The organism is Nonomuraea roseola, assembly GCF_039535395.1.
GTDB classification, from domain to species: Bacteria; Actinomycetota; Actinomycetes; order Streptosporangiales; family Streptosporangiaceae; genus Nonomuraea; species Nonomuraea roseola.
Window position 1 is genome coordinate 134,212 of sequence record NZ_BAAAXC010000004.1, and the last position, 16,744, is coordinate 150,955.

Sequence of the window (16,744 nt, forward strand, 5' to 3'; positions counted from 1 at the left end):
TCGTAATGAGACGAGGACTGAGAGTAAACCTTATCGCGACCAAGGGCTTTCAGGTTGAGTGAACGACAACTCCCAGACCCGGAATCTCCTGTGAATCAGGCAGATCGGCGACATCGCGCACGGTGGGCGAGGCGGCGAAGGCTCCGGAGACCAGCGCGGCGGCAAAAGAGGTGCCGCTCCAGCTGGCGAACCCCTCGAACTCGCCGAACTCCAGGAAGGTGCTGGTGAGCCACTCGCCCCTGGCCCAGGCGTCCACCCATGGCCCATGGGCGGAGAAGGGCGCCCTGTGCTCCTGCGCCGCGTCGAGCGCGCCCACCCCGACCACGGAGGGCAGCGCGGCGGGCCAGAACGGACGGTCGGAGGCGGTGTTGCCCGCGCACGCCACCGTCACCGTGCTCTCCAGCGAGCCCACCGCGTCGGCCACCAGCCTGGACGGCTGGTCGTCGAAGGTGTGGCAGCCCAGGGAGAGGTTGAGCACCTGAGGCGGGTCGGCGCGCAGCCGGTGCAACGCGCGCAGCAGGCCCGCCTCGTCGCCGACGCCGTCGGCGCCCAGCACCCTGGCGACCTGGAAGGCGGCGGAGGGCGCGCGCCGCTGGATCAGACCTGCGATGAAGGTGCCATGGCCCGCCTGCGCTTCGAGCGCGCCGTCGCCGTCGCCGTCGGGACGGTCGGCCGCCTCGGGCCCCAGCCTGCCGTACCAGTCGCTCTTGGCCCACCACGGATGCGCCGCGATGCCGGTGTCGACCACCGCCACCCGCACCTGCGGGCCGTCGCGGCCGGAGGGCGCCGCCAGAGGGGCCGCGGGGAACGGCCTGGAGGCCGGGCCGCCGAACCACAGCGGCTGACCCGTCATCACGTGGTTGGGTCCCGCCCTGTGGCCCTCCTCGCGCAGCCTCATGGCGATCTCGCACGGGTCCACACCGGGCGTGAGCCTGATGCGGAACACCCCGTCGGCCTCGGACACCGCCTGAGTCCATCGCGCGGCCGCCGACAGCGCCCCGCGGTCGGTGAGAAGTTGGCCGGGGCGGATGAGCGCCGCGCCGACAGCTTGGATGTCCATGGACCCGTATCTTTCCTGCACCGGGCAGACGTCACATGCCCCAGCCGCAACATCTTGGTATAGCCCCCCACTAGCACCGGGCGGCGACCGACGGTAGTCTCTCCCTAGTCACTTGTGATCATCCCAGGACGAGGCCGTTGGGGAAGGCGCACCTCGTACCGAAACGGGAGGTCCGGTGTCTGCTCGTGGCGTGCTGTACGTCCACTCGGCTCAGCCCGCGCTATGCCCTCATATCGAATGGGCAGTCGCGGGTGTCCTTGGCGTGCCCGTAGACCTGACGTGGACACCCCAACCTGCCGCGCCGAACGTGGTGCGCGCGCAGGCCGAGTGGGAAGGACGCCCCGGCATCGCCGCGGCCATCACCTCCTCGCTCATGGGCTGGCAGCGCATCCGATTCGAGATCACCGAGGACGCCTCGCAAGGGGTGGACGGGTCCAGGCACGCCTACACGCCGACGCTCGGCGCCTTCAACGCGGTCATCGGGGCCGCGGGGGACATCATGATCCCCGAGGACCGGCTGAGGGCGGTGATGCTGATGGCCTCGCAGGGGCGGTGCGTGCTGGAGGACGAGCTGGACAAGATGCTCGGCAAACCTTGGGACGAAGAGCTCGAACCGTTCCGCTACGCGGGCGACGGCGCGCCGGTCCGCTGGCTCCACGCGGCGGTGTGACCGGCCGCGGGTCCCCGACCGGCTCGTAGGACGGCGGAACACCGCCGCGCCGGGCCGGCCGCGAGCCGGCGCAGTACGGCCGTCGTCGAGCCATGGGCGCAGGGGCAACGCGGTCGCCGCCGAAACGGCTGCCCGGGGTCAGGAGGGTGTGACGGGGTAGCCCCAGTCGGCGGTGATCTGCCTGAGCTCCTCGGGCACCTCGTCAGGGCCGGGCAGCGGGCGACCGCCCTGGACCCGGCCGCTGCGGATCTTGTCGGACCAGTCGCCGATGCCCTTGACGTACTCACCGTGGTCCTGCCTGCCGTACTCGAGCATCACGGGGTCGAAGGCGACGCCGAGGAAGGCGCACACCCGCCGCAGCTCCCGCTCGGGATCCTCGACCAGGTGCTCGTAGCGCAGGTCGAGCCCCTGGAGTCGCTGCCTGGCCTGCTGCAGGTGGCGCATGTACTGCAGGGTGTGCCTGACCGCCTCGGGCAGCGGGCGCCGCTCGGGGTCGGCCTCGTGCCAGGACCTGGCGATCGAGACCGGATGGCGCATCAGGAAGACGAACCGGGCGTCGGGCCAGCAGGTGGCGAGCCTGCGGTGGGCGAAGACGTTGCTCGGTGTCTTGTCGACGATGACCTGCTTGCCGCTCCTGGCCAGCTCCCTGTGCAGCAGCCGGTCCCAGAGGATGTGCTCGATGTCGCTCGGACGGTGGCCGAGCGCCTCCATGGCCTGCTGCACCGGCTCGGTCGTCAGCGAGACGGCCAGCCTCCGCACGTGCATCTCGTGCGGCGCGTGCACCAGGGGATGGCTGTTCAGCAGGACGCGCAGCAGGGTCGAGCCGGACCTGACCGACGACAGGACGAAGACGGGGCCGCGCAGCAGCCGGTCCGCGGGGTCGGCAGGAGGCCTCGGGCTGTCCTGAGGAGGGGCGGGCGGCGCCACCTCCGTGCGCGCCCGGGTGATCGTGTAACCGGTGAACCCCTCGAACGCCAGGTTCACCTTGCTCTTCCACGCCATGCCCATGGACGCTAGGAAGCGAGGGTGGCCTGGGCGTGAACGCAGCCTGTGGATCCCTTCAGGGAAGGCCCGCCACCCGGCAAAGGGCAGGCAGCGCATACGCGTGTGCCCCCTCCAGCAGGTGGAGGGGGCACACGCGGTCGGGCACTACAGCGGGATGTTGCCGTGGGCGCCGCGGGCGGGGGTGGCCGTGGCGAGGACCCTGGCGATCGCGCCGCGGGTCTGGGACGGGTCGATGACCTCGTCGATCACGCCCAGCTCCTGCGCCCGCGCCAGGCCGCCGGCGAGCTTCTCGTGCTCCTCGGCCAGGCGCTGCTCCAGCTCCGCGCGCTCCTCCTCGGGGGCGGCCGCCAGCTCGCGGCGCTTGAGGATGCGCACCGCCGCGACCGCGCCCATGACGGCGACCTGGGTCGTCGGCCAGGCGAAGACGCGCGTGGCGCCGAGGGCACGGGAGTTCATCGCGATGTACGCGCCGCCGTACGCCTTCCTGGTGACCAGCGTGACGCGCGGCACGGAGGCCTCTGCGAAGGCGTGCAGCAGCTTGGCGCCGCGGCGGACCACGCCGTCGTGCTCCTGTCCGACGCCGGGGAGATAGCCGGGAACGTCCACGAGGACAACCAACGGCACCCCGAAGGCGTCACACATACGAACGAAGCGGGCGGCTTTCTCGGCGGACGTGGCGTCGAGGCAGCCACCGAGGCGCATCGGGTTGTTGGCGATGACGCCGACGGTCCTGCCACCGAGGCGGCCGAGCGTCGTGACGATGTTGGGCGCCCACTTCGGGTGCAGCTCGATGCCGGGCTCGTCGAGCAGGCCGTTGACGAGCGGCTTGACGTCGTAGGCGCGGCGGGCCGACTCGGGCAGGAAGGCCGAGAAGTCGACCTCGTCGACCGACGAGCTGCGCACGCGGCCCTGGTGGCCGAGCAGCACGGCCAGCTGGCGCGCCCTGAGCAGCGCGTCGCCCTCGGTCTTGGTGACGATGTGCACCACGCCGCTGCGCTTGCTGTGCGGCTCGGGGCCGCCGAGCGCGGCGCTGGTGACGTCCTCGCCTGTGACGCTGCGCACGACGTCGGGCCCTGTGACGAAGATGCGGCCCTGGTCGGCGAGGATGACGATGTCGGTCAGCGCGGGGCCGTAGGCGGCGCCGCCGGCGGCGGGACCGACGACGACCGACAGCTGCGGCACGATGCCCGACGCCTTGGTCATGGCGGAGAAGACCCGCCCGACGGCGTGCAGCGACTCGACGCCTTCGGCGAGTCGCGCACCACCGGAGTGCCAGACACCGATGACCGGCACCCGTTCACGGACGGCCACGTCGTAGGCGTGGACGATGTGCTCGCAGCCCTCGCTGCCCATCGCACCGCCCTGGAAGCGGGCGTCACTGCAGAACGCGACGACGGGAACACCCTCGACGCGGCCCATGGCGGCGAGCACGCCGCTCTTGTCCTGGGGAGTGAGCAACCGCAGCGAGCCCTCGTCGAGCAGCGCGGCCAGGCGGACGATCGGATCGCGGGGATCGACGGGCGACTCGTCGGAGGCGCCGGTCACCACCCCGTTGTCGAGCACGGTCATCTATGGCTCCCTCAGTGCGTGGTGAAGACGACGGTCACGTTGTGGCCGCCGAATCCGAACGAGTTGTTGACCGCGGCGATGTCACCATCGGGGAGCTTGCGGGACTCACCGTGGACCAGGTCGACCTCGATGCCGTCGTCAGGGTTGGCCAGGTTGATGGTGGCGGGCACGACGCGGTCCTCGAGAGCCTTGATCGTGAAGACGGACTCGATGCCGCCGGCGCCGCCGAGCAGGTGGCCCGTCATCGACTTGGTCGAGGTGACCAGCGGGTGGGTGCCGATGGCCTTGGCCACGGCCTGCACCTCGATGACGTCGCCCGCCGGCGTGGAGGTGCCGTGCGCGTTGATGTGCTTGACGTCCTGGCCTGTCACACCTGCGTCGGTGAGCGCCTGGGTCATCGCCATGATGATGCCCCGGCCCTCGGGCTCGGGCTGGGTGATGTGGTGGGAGTCGGCGGAGTAGCCGACACCCGCGGCGTAGGCGTAGACCCGCGCGCCACGCGCCTTGGCGTGCTCCTCGGACTCCAGCACGACGATGCCCGCGCCCTCGCCAAGCACGAACCCGTCGCGGTCGCGGTCCCACGGACGGGAGGCGCCCTGCGGGTCGTCGTTGCGGGTCGACATGGCCCGCGCGGCCGCGAAGGCGGCGATGTTGAGCGGGTGGATGGCGGCCTCGGTGCCACCGGCGACGACCACGTCGGCGCGACCCGACCTGATCATCTCCATCGCGTAGCCGATCGCCTCGGCGCCCGAGGCGCAGGCGGAGACGGTCGCGTGGACTCCCGCCTGTGCGCCCAGGTCGAGCCCGATCCAGGCGGCGGGGCCGTTGGGCATGAGCATGGGCACGGTGAACGGCGAGAGCCTGTTCCAGCCCTTCTCCTTGAACGTGTCGTAGGCCGACAGCGTCGTGGTGATGCCGCCGATGCCGCTGGAGACGACCACGCCGAGCCGCTCGGGCGCCACCTGCGGAGCGCCGGCGTGCTGCCAGGCCTCCCGCGCGGCGACGAGGGCGAACTGCTCGCTGCGGTCGAGGCGGCGCGCCTCGGGCCGCGGAAGCACCTCGGACGGGTCGACGGCCGCGACGCCCGCGAACTTCACGGGCACGCTGTCGACCCAGTCCTCGGTGAGGCTTCGCACACCCGACTGACCGGCGAGGAGCGCCGACCAGGTCGAGGTGACGTCTCCACCGAGGGGCGTCGTCGCGCCGAACCCGGTGACGACGACTCGTGCCCGGTTTGCACTCACGTGGTTACGCTCCTTGCTGATCAGAAGGGACTTTCAGGCCTGGATGAAGTTGAGGACGTCCTTGACCGTCTTCAGGTTCTTGAGCTGGTCGTCGGGAATCTCGACGCCGAACTCGTCCTGCGCGGCCACGGCGATCTCGACCATGGACAGGGAGTCGATGTCGAGGTCGTCCACGAAGCTCTTCTCCGGGGTGACCTCGGACGCCGGGATCCCAGTGATCTCGTTGACGATCTTGCCGAGGCCCTCGAGGATCTCCTGCTCGCTGACTGCCATGTCGGTAGTTCTCCTTTGAGTTTCTTTCTTGGGTTTGTACGGCGAGCCGTACAAGCTATGGGATCTCGACGACCTGGCCGGCGAAGGTGAGGCCGGCGCCGAAGCCGAGAAGCAGGGCCAGCTGGCCCGACTGCACCTCGCCGCGCTCGATCATGCGTGAGAGCGCGAGCGGGATGGAGGCCGCCGAGGTGTTGCCCGCCAGCACGATGTCGCGGGCGATGACGGCGTTGTCCGCGCCGAGCTTGCGGGCGATGGACTCGATGATGCGCAGGTTGGCCTGGTGCGGGACGAACGCGGCCAGATCGGCGGGGTCCACCCCCGCACGGTCACAGGCCTCCTTGGCCACCGGGTGGAGCGCGGTGGTGGCCCAGCGGAAGACGGTCTGGCCCTCCTGGCGCAGGAAGGAGTCGCGGTCCTTGATGATGATCGCGTCGAACTTGTCGCCCGCGCTGCCCCACACCACGGGGCCGATGCCGGGGGTCTCGGAGGCCGTGACGACCGCCGCGCCCGCGCCGTCGGCGAAGATCACCGCGGTCGCCCTGTCGGTCCAGTCGATCCACTGCGACAGCTTCTCGGTGCCGACGACCAGCACGTTCCTGGCCGAGCCCGCCCGTACGGCGGCGTCGGCCGTGCCGAGCGCGTAGCAGAAGCCCGCGCACGCGGCGTTGACGTCGAAGGCGCCGGGGGAGTCGATGCCCAGGCGGTGGGCCACCCTCGCCGCGGCGTTGGGGATCTGCGACTCGAGCGTGCAGGAGGCCACGATCACCAGGTCGATGTCGGAGGCGTCGAGGCCGGAGCCCGCCAGGGCCTTGCCGCCCGCGTGGACCGCCATGTCGATCTCGGTCTCGTTGGCGGGGGCGACCCTGCGCTCCTTGATGCCGACCCTCGACTGGATCCACTCGTCGTTGGTCTCGATGGTCTTGGCCAGATCGTCGTTGGTGACGATGTTGGCCGGCTGGTAGTGGCCGAAGGACAGGATCTTCGCGCCTGCCGCGACCTCGGGAATCCTCACTTGATCAGCTCCCTGGCCGCGTCGAGGTCGTCGGGGGTCTTCAGTGCCACGCTCTCCACGCCGCGCAGCGCGCGCTTGGCCAGGCCCGTCAGAGTGCCGCCGGGCAGCAGCTCGACCATCCTGGTGACGCCGAGCGCGGCCATGGTCTCCATGCAGGAGTCCCAGCGCACGGGGTTGCTGACCTGGTTGACCAGGAGCTCGACGAACTCGGCGCCGCTGCCGACGACCTGCCCGTGAGCGTTGGACAGCAGCCTGGTGTGCGGATCGCCGGGCGTGAGGGCGGCCGCGGCCTGGCGCAGCTGGTCGACCGCGGGCGCCATGTGCACGGTGTGGAAGGCGCCGGCGACCTGCAGCGGGATCAGCCTGGCGCGGGCCGGTGGCTCCTCCTTGAAGGCGGCCAGCTGCTCGAGCGTGCCCGCCGCGACGATCTGACCGGCGCCGTTGATGTTGGCGGGGGTCAGGCCGTGCCGTTCGACGGCGGCCAGCACGTCGGCCTCGACGCCGCCGAGGACGGCGGTCATGCCGGTCTCGGTGACCGCGGCGGCCTTGGCCATGGCCTGGCCGCGCTCGCGGATCAGGGTGAGCGCCTGCTCGGGGGTCAGCACCCCGGCGAGCGCGGCCGCGGCGAACTCGCCGACGCTGTGGCCCGCCAGCAGATCGGGGGTCGCGCCCAGGGCCTCGGCGGCGGCCAGCGCGGCGGCCACGAGCAGCGGCTGGGCGACGGCGGTGTCACGGATCTCGTCGGCGTCGGCGGTGGTGCCGTAGGCGATCAGGTCGAGCCCGACGACCTCCGACCATGCGGAGAGCCTGTCCGCGAGGCCTGGTAGCTCTAGCCATGGGGACAGGAAGCCTGGGGTCTGGGCGCCTTGGCCCGGAGCGACGAGTACGAACACGGATTCCACCATGCCCTGTAGAAGTCCGACACGCGGATAGAGATCCGTACGAACTTTGTCCCAGGGTTTTTGTAGGAACCCTACAGTGGGGGTTTCGGTGGAGTTACGTTAGTGCGCGCCAGGTCACGGCGCTCTCTGTGAGCCTGCCCAATATCAGGCCGACCTGCAAGGTGAAGGCCGATCTGCCTTCCGTCGGCTGGTACCCCGTCAACTCGGTGATCTTCTTCAACCGGTACCTGACCGTGTTCGGATGGACGAACAGCAGCCGGGCCGTGGCCTCGAGCGAGGTGCCCTGCTCCAGATAGGTCGCGAGGGTGTCGAGCAGCGGCGTGCCGGCCAGCGGGAGGTAGACGTTCTCCACGAGCTGCTGCCTGGCGTCGTCGTCGCCGTCGAGCGCCCGCTCGGCCAGCAGGTCCTCGGCGTGGACCGGCCTCGGCGCGTCGGGCCAGCCCGAGGAGGCCTTCAGCCCGGCGATCGCGGCCCGCGCCGAGCGGGCGGCCGCATGCAGGTCGGGCACCTCGGGGCCGATGACGATCGGTCCCGCGCCGAAGCGCGGCACCACCTGCCTGGCAGCGTGGTCCACGTTGTCGGCGCCGCCGACGATCACGATGAGCCTGTCGGCCTGGACGCCGGCGAGCAGGTCCATGCCGATGCGCCTGCCCTTCTCGCGCAGGCCGTCGATGACCGCTCGAGGGTCCTCGTCGGGGGCGTGCCCCGCGACCACCACGACGGGGGCGGAGGTCCAGCCGAGCGCCGCGGCCCACGAGTGGAGCCCGTCGTCGACCTCGCCGCGCACCAGCGCGTCGACGATCAGGGCCTCCAGCCTGGCGTCCCAAGCGCCGCGCGCCTCGGCCTCGCGGGCGTAGACCTGTGCGGCGGCGAAGGCCACGTCGCGGGTGTAGCGGAGCATCGCCTGCTCCAGCTGGTCGCCGCCGCCAGGGGCGGCCAGCTCGTCGGTCATGGTCTCGACGACCTCGACGACGATGCGGACGATGTCGACCGTCTGCTGCAGCGAGATCGAGCGCTTCAGCTCACGCGGCGCCGTGCCGAAGAACTCGATGCTCGGGGTGGGACGGCCCTCGCCCGCGTGGGCGAACCACTCGACGAAGGCGGCGATGCCCGCCTGCGCGACCAGGCCGACCCAGGAGCGGTCCTCGGCCGACAGGGCGCGGAACCACGGCAGCCGATCGTCCATACGCGCCATGGCCGCGGTGCCCAGGGTGCCCATGTTGCGTTCGAGACGCCGGGTGGTGTCTTCCCGTGTCCGGTCCTCGTGGTCTGTCACGCCTCTAGAGTGCCAGGTCCGACGGAGTGCGCCGCTCCCGCCCGAACCTGACGGCGGCCATCCTGTCGGGTACGGAGAGTTTGCGGTAGACGTTCTCGAGGTGCTTGTCGACGGTGCGCTGGGAGATGCCCAGGCGCCGGGCCATCGCGCGCCTGGACAGGCCGCGGCGCAGCAGGCCGAGCACGTCGCGTTCGCGGGGCGTGAGGTGGGAGGGGACGGCGCGCCTGTGCTGCTCGTCCAGCGCCACGAGCAGGGGGTGCAGCCGCTCGACGAAGGCCCTGTCCTGGGCGGTGAAGCGCTCCCTGCCCCTGCTGAGCGCGAAGGAGCGCATGGTGCCGATGGGCGCGGTGAGCGGGACCGCGAGGTGATGCAGGACGCCCACCGTCTCGTACAGATCGCTGCCCTCCCGTGACGAACGCCACTGGCGCATGCTGACCGTGTCGGTGATCTCCAGCGGGGTGAGGTCCCCCGACAGGACGTAGTGGCGGACGAGCGGGTGGCCTCGGGCGTTGCGGGTGGTGGCCTCGGTCATGAGGTCGTCGGTGTACACCGTCTCGGGCCAGCCGTAGCCGATGGTGACGCCCTTGGCGAAGTCCACCTCGGAGAAGACGCAGATGGGCAGCTCGAGTGTGGTGCTGAGCAGCTCGGCGATCGTGCCGAGGTCGACGCCTGCCTCGGCGCTCCTGCACAGCCGTCCTGCCAGGCCGAGCAGTTCGGTGTAGCGGGCGGGAGTGATCAATCCGGGCTCCCCTGCGTACGCGGTTGTGCGTATGGCCCACACCGTAACCTCGCACCTAGCGTTCGGGGCATGGAAGGCGTGATCTGTCCCAGGTGCGGTGTGCTGCCGCCCTCGCCGTTCCCCTCGGGGGAGCTGTGGGTGCGCAGGAGGGGCGACGAGGTGCGGATTCTGCTCAGAGTGGGGCGGAGGGTCTTCGAACGCACCGCCGTCGGCGCGGTGGACGTCGCGGCGGTGCTCGGAGAGGTGCTGTCGGTGCTTCCTGCGGCCCCGCCGGACGAGGGGCGCTAGATGACCGCGACGGCGGTGATGAGCCCGATGGCCAGGTGGGTGACGGCGAGCAGGCGGGCGCCCGGCTGCAGGTCGCTCTGCTTGACCAGCTCGCGCACCGAGATGCCCGCGACCAGATCGAAGATCAGCATGGCCACCGTCTGTACGGCGATGCCGACGAGCCCGAACACCGCGGTCGCCAGCAGCCCCTCGTGCAGCGCGCCGCCCGAGGACCAGATGGAGGCGGCGACGATCAGGCCGACCGCGGCCAGGCCCGAGCTGGCAAGCAGCGTGGCGTTGGGGTTGCGCTCGTGCTTGATCACGGCGCTGAGCTTGCCAGGAGTGGCCAGGTCGATGGCGTAGAAGCCGATGATCAGCAGGACCATGCCGAGGACGGCGTAGGCGGCGATGGCGAGCGCGCCGGAGAGCAGGTGGTCGACCAGAGGGGACATGGGGTGCCTTTACAGCTCGATGCGATGGGGGACGAACGACGAGGTGTCGTCGGTGATCAATCCTGCCGTCTCGCGGATGCCGAGTCCCGCGGACTCGTCCGCGACCATCCACGCGCCCAGCACGGGCCGCTGACCCTCGAAGGAGGGTAGCGCCTCGAAGCCCTGGTAGACGTAGCCCTCGGCGCCGTAGGAGCCTTCGGTCCGCGCCTGGTGGTCGGGCGAGACGATCCGCATGGAGGCGCCCTCCCTTCCCAGGAGTGGCTTGACGATGTAGGAGGTCAGCTCGCGGGGACCGTCGAGGTAGGCGGGAAGCAGGTTCGGATGGCCCGGATAGAGCTCCCACAGCAGCGCGAGCAGCGCCTTGTTCGACAGCAGCGCCTTCCACAGCGGCTCGATCCAGGTGGTGGAGGCGGCGTGCCGTACGGCGTGCTCGCCGAACCTGTCGGCCAGCATCCACTCCCACGGGTAGAGCTTGAAGGCCGAGCGGAGCACCCGCCCGCCGGTATCGACGAAGCGCCTGTTGAGGGGGTCCCAGCCGATGTCCTCCATCGCGATGGCGACGGTCTTCAGCCCGGCCTGGTCGGCCGTCTCCTGCAGGTAGGCGACGGTCATCGCCTCTTCGCCTGTCTCGTCCATGTTCGTCCAGGCGAAGTGGGTCGGCCCCGTGGGCAGGACCAGCTCGCGCCACCTGTCGATGAGGCGCTCGTGGATGGAGTTCCACTGGTCGTCGCCAGGGAAGCGGTCCTGCAGCCAGTACCACTGCACGACGCTCGACTCCAGCAGCGAGGTCGGGGTGTCGGCGTTGTACTCCAGCAGCTTCGGCGGGGAGACGCCGTCGTAGCGCAGGTCGAAGCGGCCGTAGACGTGCGGGTCGCGCCGCTCCCACGAGTGCGTGATCTCCTGCCAGGTCCACTCGGGCAGCGCGAAGTCGGAGAAGCGCCGCTCGGCGATCACGTGCTCGACGACGGCCAGGCACATCCGGTGCAACTCCTCGACCTGCGCTTCGAGGTCGAGGACCTGCTCCATGGTGAAGACGTAGTGGACGGACTCGTCCCAGTAGGGGCGGGGCAGGTGCGTGGCCTGCACCGAGCGGTGGAAGGCCAGGCCCTGGCCCTCGATGATCTTCTCCCAGCCGTCGCGGGGAGTGGCGTGCTCGCGTCGCATCAGGATCCCGTCGAGGTGCGGTTGCCGAAGCCGTTGGTGGAGATCTTTCCCGAGCGGGTGAGCTCGTCGCCGCCTCCCGTGACGATGGAGACGTCACGGGGGCGGGCGGTGGTGCCGCCGGAGATCCTGCCGCCGGCAGTCGTCGTGCCGCCGTAGTACCAGAGGTAGGCGCCGTGCTTGCTCACGCCGTCGCAGTTCTCGTCGTCGACGACCTCGTAGGAGTCGTCGTCCTCGCTGTCGCGCTCGACGCACGTGGCGACGACCTCGTCCTCCTCGAAGTCCTCCTCGTAGTCCTCGTCTCCGTGGTCCTCTTCGAGGGTCTCGCCTTCGTCGTCGACAGGCTCCTCCTCGGCGGAGTCGTCGACGGGCTCTCCCTCGACGTGGTCGCCGTGGGGAGTGACGTACTCGATGGTCGAGGAGGGCTCGGGGGAGGCGCAGCCGGTCAGCACGGCTGAGGACAGGGCCACGAGGGCGCCGAGCGAGACCGAGCGCGAGGAGAGCGCCCGGCGCATCAACTGCCGCCTCCGCCCCTGCCGCCGAAGCCGCCCTTCTGGATGACGTGCCCGTTCCTGCTGGTGATGCGGGCCTCCGCGGGCCGTACGGTGGAGCCCTGCAGCACCCGCGCGCCGGTCCTGACGCCGCCGTAGTACCAGCCGTAGGCGTGGTGGGAGCCGCGGGCCTCGTCGCAGTAGTCGTCGTCGACCACCAGGTAGGAGCCGTCGGGCAGTCGGGTGTCGAGATCGACGCAGTCCGCGCCGACCTCTTCGTAGTCGTCGTTCTGCGAGGAGCAGTACCCGACCACCAGCACCGACACCACTCCGAGCGCGGTCAGTGTGATCGCCTTGGACGATTTCCGGGTTTCTGCCATGGGGCTCCAGAGCTTATCGGTGCTTTATGACTGGAACAACGGGCAGGTGAAGTGCCGGGTTCCCATCGGGTATTCAACCGGCATGGAACCGGTCAAAGCACTGCGTGACATCGCTTTTCTGCTGGAGCGGGCGGGCGAGCCGACCTACAGGGTGCGGGCCTTCAGGCGCGCCGCCTCCGTGGTCGCCGACCTCTCTCCCGACGAGCTGGTACGGCTGGCGCACGCCGGCGCGCTCGCCGACCTGCCCGGCATCGGCAAGGTGACCGCGCTGGCGATCACCGAGGCGCTCGACGGCCAGACCCCCACCTACCTGCGCAGGCTCCAGGCCACCGAGGGCGCGGACCTCGACTCGGACAGCGCCGCGCTGCGGGCCGCGCTCAAGGGCGACCTGCACAGCCACTCCGACTGGTCGGACGGCGGCTCGCCGATCGAGGAGATGGCCGCCTCGGCCAGGGAGCTCGGCCACGAGTACTGGGCGCTGACCGACCACTCGCCCCGCCTGACCGTCGCCAACGGACTGTCGCCCGCCCGCCTGCGAAGGCAGCTCGACAGGGTGGCCGAGCTGAACGAGAAGCTGGCGCCGTTCAGGATCCTCACCGGCATCGAGGTGGACATCAACATCGACGGCACCCTCGACCAGGACCCCGCGCTGCTCGGACGACTGGACGTGGTGGTCGCCAGCGTGCACTCCAAGCTGCGGATGAACACCCACGAGATGACCCGCAGGATGGTCACGGCGATCGCCGACCCGAACGTGGACGTGCTCGGGCACTGCACCGGCCGGATCGTGAAGGGCGGCACCAGGCGGGGAGGGCTGCGGCCCGAGTCGGACTTCGACGCGGAGCTGGTCTTCGAGGCCTGCCGCAGGTTCGGGGTGGCCGTCGAGATCAACTCCAGGCCCGACAGGCTCGATCCGCCCAAGCGGCTGCTGCGGCTGGCCTACGAGATGGGTTGCGTGTTCTCGATCGACTCCGACGCGCACGCGCCGGGCCAGCTCGACTGGCAGCGCTTCGGGTGCGAGCGGGCGGCCCTGTGCGGCGTCGAGGCCGAGCGCGTGGTGAACACCTGGCCCCTGGAACGGCTCCTGGACTGGACTGCCTGATTCTTTGAAAGTTTTCGCGGCAACCTTGCAAGCGATAGAAACCTGGGAGTAGCGTCTCGGCGCGTCAGGCCAATCTGTGCACCCCCCAGGAGACCGACATGGCCAACCTCGACCGCCGCCGCTTCCTCCAGATCAGCGCGCTGGCCGCAGCCGGGGGCGCGCTGAGCGCCTGCGGCGGCGGCACAGGCGCGGCCGCGGGCGGCGCAGGCGCGGGCACGATCACGGTGTGGAGCTGGCAGGGCCCTGCCGCGATGATGAAGCAGCTGGTCCCGGCCTTCGAGAAGCTGTTCCCTGCGATCAAGGTCGATGTCCAGGACATCGGAAACCCGGCCATCTGGGACAAGATCACCACAGGGCTCGCCGCGGGAGGGCAGGGGCTGGCTGACGTGCTCCACATCGGCGTCGACTACCTGCCCGCCTACGTCGAGAAGTTCCCCGACGGCCTGGCCGACCTGGTGCCGCTCGGCGCAGACAGGCACAAGGCCGCCTTCGCCCGGGGCATGTGGGAGACCGTCAGCCGCGACGGCAAGGTCTACGCGCTGCCGTGGGAGGCCAACTCGGCGGGCTTCTACTACAGGGCCGACCTCTTCGAGAAGGCCGGCGTCGACGTCGAGGCGCTCCAGACGTGGGACGAGGTCATCGAGGCGGGCGTCAAGCTCAAGGAGAAGACCGGTGTCCAGCTCCTCGGCATCGACAAGCCTGCCACGCAGGCCGACTCGGCCAACCTCTTCCAGATGCTGCTGCAGCTGCAGGACAGCTTCTACTTCGACATGCAGGGCAACATCACGCTCGACACACCGCAGGCGGTCACCGCGCTCACGATCATCAAGAAGCTCAACGACGCGGGCCTGGTCGCCGACATGGCGGGCGGATGGAACACGATGATCAGTTCGATCAAGAAGGGTTCCGTCGCGGTCCAGGCGATGCCGACCTGGTTCGGCGGCATCATCGAGGAGACCGTCCCCGCGGAGAAGGGCAGGTGGAAGGTACGGCTGCCGCCCGCGGTCACGGCCGGAGGCAAGGTCTCCGCCACCGTCAACTCCACCCACCTGGCCGTCGCGGGCACCAGCAAGGACAAGGCCGCCGCCTACGCCTTCGCAGAGTTCGTGCTGACCAGGCCGGAGAACCAGGTCACGATCTACAAGGGCAAGGGCATCGCGCCCGCGCTGATGAAGGCCTACGACGACCCGGTCTTCCACCAGGCGTCGGAGTTCTTCAGCGGCCAGAAGAAGGGGGAGGTCTTCCTCGAGGCTCTCAGTAAGCCCTCGTTCGTGACCAACTACTCCGCCGACTACCCGCGCGCGCTCAAGGCCGTGACAGACGCCCAGAGCAAGGTCCTGCTCAAGGGCGCCGACCCCGCCGCGGTGCTCAAGGAGGCGGCCGACCTCGTCGGCCAGCAGACCGGCCGCAAGGTGCTGCGGTGACGACGCTGGCCTCGCGAGCCACGGCAGGGAAGGCGACGCGCGTGCGGCGCCTGCCCGCGATGAAGGCGGCCCCCTACCTGTGGGTGCTCCCCGCCGTGGCGCTATTCGTGATCTTCAAGCTCTACCCGATCGCCTGGTCGTTCTGGCTCAGCCTGTTCAGGACCGACGGCGCGCTGCAGACCTTCGCCGGCGCGGCCAACTACCGGCGCCTGGCAGGCGACCCGCTGTTCTGGACGGCCCTGCGCAACACCGCGGTCATCCTCGCCGTGCAGGTGCCGCTCATGCTGGGCATCGCGGTAGGGCTGGCGGTGGCGCTCAACTCGCCGCTGCTGAGGTTCAGGGGCCTCATCAGGCTCGGCTTCTTCCTGCCGATGGTCACCGGGCTGGTGGCCTACGGCCTGCTCTTCGCCGTCCTGCTCAACCCGCAGTCGGGGCTGGTCAACTGGGTCCTCGGGCTGGCCGGGATCCCGCCGGTGCCATGGCTGACCGACACGCTCTGGGCGCGCATCGCCCTCGGACTGGCGCTCACGTGGCACTACACCGGCTACAACGCGGTGATCTTCCTGTCGAGGCTGCAGTCGCTGCCGAAGGACCTCTACGACGCCGCGGCCGTGGACGGCGCGGGCTCCTGGCACCGCTTCCGCCACGTGACGCTCCCGGGGCTGCGGCCCGTCATCCTGCTCACGCTGGTGATGTCCACCATCGGCACCCTGCAGCTGTTCGACGAGCCGTACGTGCTGACCAGAGGAGGGCCCGACAACAGCACGCTCACCGCCGGCCTCTACCTGTACAACAACGGCTTCAAGTATCTCGACTTCGGCTACGCCTCGGCCATCGCCTACGCGCTGGCCGTCATCATCGGTCTCCTCGGGATCGTGCAGTTCCGCGTGCTGGGGGACAGGGCATGAGCCGCCAGATCATGCTGACCTCCACGCTGCTGGCCGTGGTGGCCGTGGTGCTGGTGCCGTTCTACTGGCTGATCGTGGCCGCCACCCACAGCAGCGCCGAGGTCTTCGACAGCCCTCCGCCCCTGTTGCCCGGCGGCCACCTGCTGGACAACCTCGCGGGGCTCGAGGCCGGCGTCGGTTTCAGCCGCGTCGTCGGCAACTCCCTGCTCATCGCGACCCTCTACACGCTGCTCGCGGGACTGGTCTGCACCATGGCGGGCTACGCCTTCGCCACGTACCACTTCCGCGGCAAGGAGTTCCTGTTCGGGCTGCTCATGCTGGGCCTGGTCATCCCCAGCCAGGTCACGCTGGTGCCCTTGTTCAAGATGATGCTGGCCCTCGACTGGCTCAACACCTACCAGGCGATCGTCCTTCCCAACCTGGCGCTGCCGTTCGGCATCTTCCTGATGCGGCAGTCGATGTCGGCGCTGCCGTCCGAGCTGCTGTCGGCCGGCAGGGTGGACGGCTGCGGCGAGCTGCGGCTGTTCGTGCGGGTGGTGCTGCCGCCGATCAGGCCCGCCCTGGCCGCGCTCGGCATCTACCTGTTCCTCTACCAGTGGAACGACTTCGCGTGGCCGCTGATCGCGCTGCGCACCAGGGACGCCTACACCATCCCCCTGGCCATCGCCGCCCTCCAGGGCGCCACCGAGACCGACTACGGCCAGATCCTGGCGGGCACGGCCGTCGCCGCGCTACCGATGGCGGTGCTGTTCCTCCTTCTGCAACGACACTTCGTGTCAGGACTTCTCGCTGGAGCGGTGAAAGAGTGA

At 70.1% G+C, this 16,744-nt stretch carries 19 protein-coding genes; 6 read left to right on the forward strand and 13 right to left on the reverse strand.

Annotated features, from left to right (window positions below; translation table 11 throughout):
* Nucleotides 1-49: 49 nt before the first annotated feature.
* On the reverse strand, nucleotides 50-1,060 hold the full coding sequence (locus ABFX55_RS01350) for a S8 family peptidase (protein WP_346116791.1): 1,011 nt from the start codon (nucleotides 1,058-1,060) through the stop codon (nucleotides 50-52).
* A 175-nt stretch (nucleotides 1,061-1,235) separates the two neighbouring features.
* On the opposite strand from ABFX55_RS01350, the gene ABFX55_RS01355 reads away from it, so the two are divergent.
* Nucleotides 1,236-1,730 (forward strand): DUF3145 domain-containing protein, encoded by a 495-nt coding sequence (locus tag ABFX55_RS01355; RefSeq protein WP_183646891.1) that lies wholly within the window; start codon nucleotides 1,236-1,238, stop codon nucleotides 1,728-1,730.
* Nucleotides 1,731-1,868: 138 nt separating this feature from the next.
* Here the strand turns inward: ABFX55_RS01355 and ABFX55_RS01360 are convergent, their stop codons facing one another.
* The 8 genes from ABFX55_RS01360 to ABFX55_RS01395 all read right to left on the reverse strand — a co-directional run bounded on the left by ABFX55_RS01360 (nucleotide 1,869) and on the right by ABFX55_RS01395 (nucleotide 9,750).
* On the reverse strand, nucleotides 1,869-2,732 hold the full coding sequence (locus tag ABFX55_RS01360; RefSeq protein ID WP_346116793.1) for a sulfotransferase family protein: 864 nt from the start codon (nucleotides 2,730-2,732) through the stop codon (nucleotides 1,869-1,871).
* A 147-nt stretch (nucleotides 2,733-2,879) separates the two neighbouring features.
* Nucleotides 2,880-4,304: a carboxyl transferase domain-containing protein gene (locus ABFX55_RS01365; protein ID WP_346116794.1), complete on the reverse strand. Its 1,425-nt coding sequence runs from the start codon at nucleotides 4,302-4,304 to the stop codon at nucleotides 2,880-2,882.
* A gap of 11 nt (nucleotides 4,305-4,315) precedes the next feature.
* A complete protein-coding gene (gene fabF, locus ABFX55_RS01370) occupies nucleotides 4,316-5,548 on the reverse strand; it encodes a beta-ketoacyl-ACP synthase II (protein ID WP_346116796.1) in 1,233 nt (410 codons plus the stop codon).
* 33 nt (nucleotides 5,549-5,581) lie between these two features.
* Nucleotides 5,582-5,821, reverse strand: coding sequence for an acyl carrier protein (locus ABFX55_RS01375; protein ID WP_183646883.1), 240 nt, complete (start codon nucleotides 5,819-5,821; stop codon nucleotides 5,582-5,584).
* A gap of 55 nt (nucleotides 5,822-5,876) precedes the next feature.
* Nucleotides 5,877-6,833 (reverse strand): beta-ketoacyl-ACP synthase III, encoded by a 957-nt coding sequence (locus ABFX55_RS01380; protein ID WP_346116798.1) that lies wholly within the window; start codon nucleotides 6,831-6,833, stop codon nucleotides 5,877-5,879.
* On the reverse strand, nucleotides 6,830-7,726 hold the full coding sequence (locus ABFX55_RS01385) for an ACP S-malonyltransferase (protein WP_346116800.1): 897 nt from the start codon (nucleotides 7,724-7,726) through the stop codon (nucleotides 6,830-6,832). Before ABFX55_RS01385 ends, ABFX55_RS01380 begins: the two co-directional genes overlap by 4 nt.
* 103 nt (nucleotides 7,727-7,829) lie before the next feature.
* Nucleotides 7,830-8,954, reverse strand: coding sequence for a PucR family transcriptional regulator (locus ABFX55_RS01390; protein ID WP_183660067.1), 1,125 nt, complete (start codon nucleotides 8,952-8,954; stop codon nucleotides 7,830-7,832).
* A gap of 61 nt (nucleotides 8,955-9,015) precedes the next feature.
* A complete protein-coding gene (locus ABFX55_RS01395) occupies nucleotides 9,016-9,750 on the reverse strand; it encodes a response regulator transcription factor (protein ID WP_346116802.1) in 735 nt (244 codons plus the stop codon).
* Nucleotides 9,751-9,819: 69 nt separating this feature from the next.
* Here ABFX55_RS01395 and ABFX55_RS01400 point away from each other — a divergent pair, with 69 nt between their 5' ends.
* Nucleotides 9,820-10,038, forward strand: a complete 219-nt coding sequence (locus ABFX55_RS01400) for a hypothetical protein (RefSeq protein WP_346116804.1) — start codon at nucleotides 9,820-9,822, stop codon at nucleotides 10,036-10,038.
* Here the strand turns inward: ABFX55_RS01400 and ABFX55_RS01405 are convergent.
* From ABFX55_RS01405 to ABFX55_RS01420, 4 genes are read right to left on the reverse strand one after another with little or no spacing between them, the layout of a single operon-like run.
* Complete coding sequence (locus tag ABFX55_RS01405) at nucleotides 10,035-10,469, reverse strand: DUF350 domain-containing protein (protein ID WP_346116806.1); 435 nt, start codon at nucleotides 10,467-10,469, stop codon at nucleotides 10,035-10,037. The genes ABFX55_RS01400 and ABFX55_RS01405 overlap by 4 nt on opposite strands.
* Nucleotides 10,470-10,478: 9 nt before the next feature.
* On the reverse strand, nucleotides 10,479-11,633 hold the full coding sequence (locus ABFX55_RS01410) for a glutathionylspermidine synthase family protein (RefSeq protein WP_346116808.1): 1,155 nt from the start codon (nucleotides 11,631-11,633) through the stop codon (nucleotides 10,479-10,481).
* Entirely contained in the window at nucleotides 11,633-12,145 is a 513-nt protein-coding gene (locus ABFX55_RS01415) for a hypothetical protein (RefSeq protein ID WP_346116809.1), read from the reverse strand. Before ABFX55_RS01415 ends, ABFX55_RS01410 begins: the two co-directional genes overlap by 1 nt.
* On the reverse strand, nucleotides 12,145-12,501 hold the full coding sequence (locus ABFX55_RS01420; protein WP_346116811.1) for a hypothetical protein: 357 nt from the start codon (nucleotides 12,499-12,501) through the stop codon (nucleotides 12,145-12,147). The genes ABFX55_RS01415 and ABFX55_RS01420 overlap by 1 nt, the downstream gene beginning before the upstream one ends.
* A gap of 82 nt (nucleotides 12,502-12,583) precedes the next feature.
* Between ABFX55_RS01420 and ABFX55_RS01425 the strand changes: the two genes are divergently transcribed.
* The 4 genes from ABFX55_RS01425 to ABFX55_RS01440 all read left to right on the forward strand — a co-directional run bounded on the left by ABFX55_RS01425 (nucleotide 12,584) and on the right by ABFX55_RS01440 (nucleotide 16,744).
* Entirely contained in the window at nucleotides 12,584-13,603 is a 1,020-nt protein-coding gene (locus ABFX55_RS01425) for a PHP domain-containing protein (protein WP_346116813.1), read from the forward strand.
* Nucleotides 13,604-13,701: 98 nt separating this feature from the next.
* The gene (locus ABFX55_RS01430) at nucleotides 13,702-15,027 is read left to right on the forward strand and encodes an ABC transporter substrate-binding protein (RefSeq protein ID WP_346116815.1); all 1,326 of its coding nucleotides are present in this window, start codon (nucleotides 13,702-13,704) and stop codon (nucleotides 15,025-15,027) included.
* On the forward strand, nucleotides 15,024-15,935 hold the full coding sequence (locus ABFX55_RS01435; protein WP_346116816.1) for a carbohydrate ABC transporter permease: 912 nt from the start codon (nucleotides 15,024-15,026) through the stop codon (nucleotides 15,933-15,935). Before ABFX55_RS01430 ends, ABFX55_RS01435 begins: the two co-directional genes overlap by 4 nt.
* Nucleotides 15,932-16,744 (forward strand): carbohydrate ABC transporter permease, encoded by an 813-nt coding sequence (locus ABFX55_RS01440; RefSeq protein ID WP_346116818.1) that lies wholly within the window; start codon nucleotides 15,932-15,934, stop codon nucleotides 16,742-16,744. The genes ABFX55_RS01435 and ABFX55_RS01440 overlap by 4 nt, the downstream gene beginning before the upstream one ends.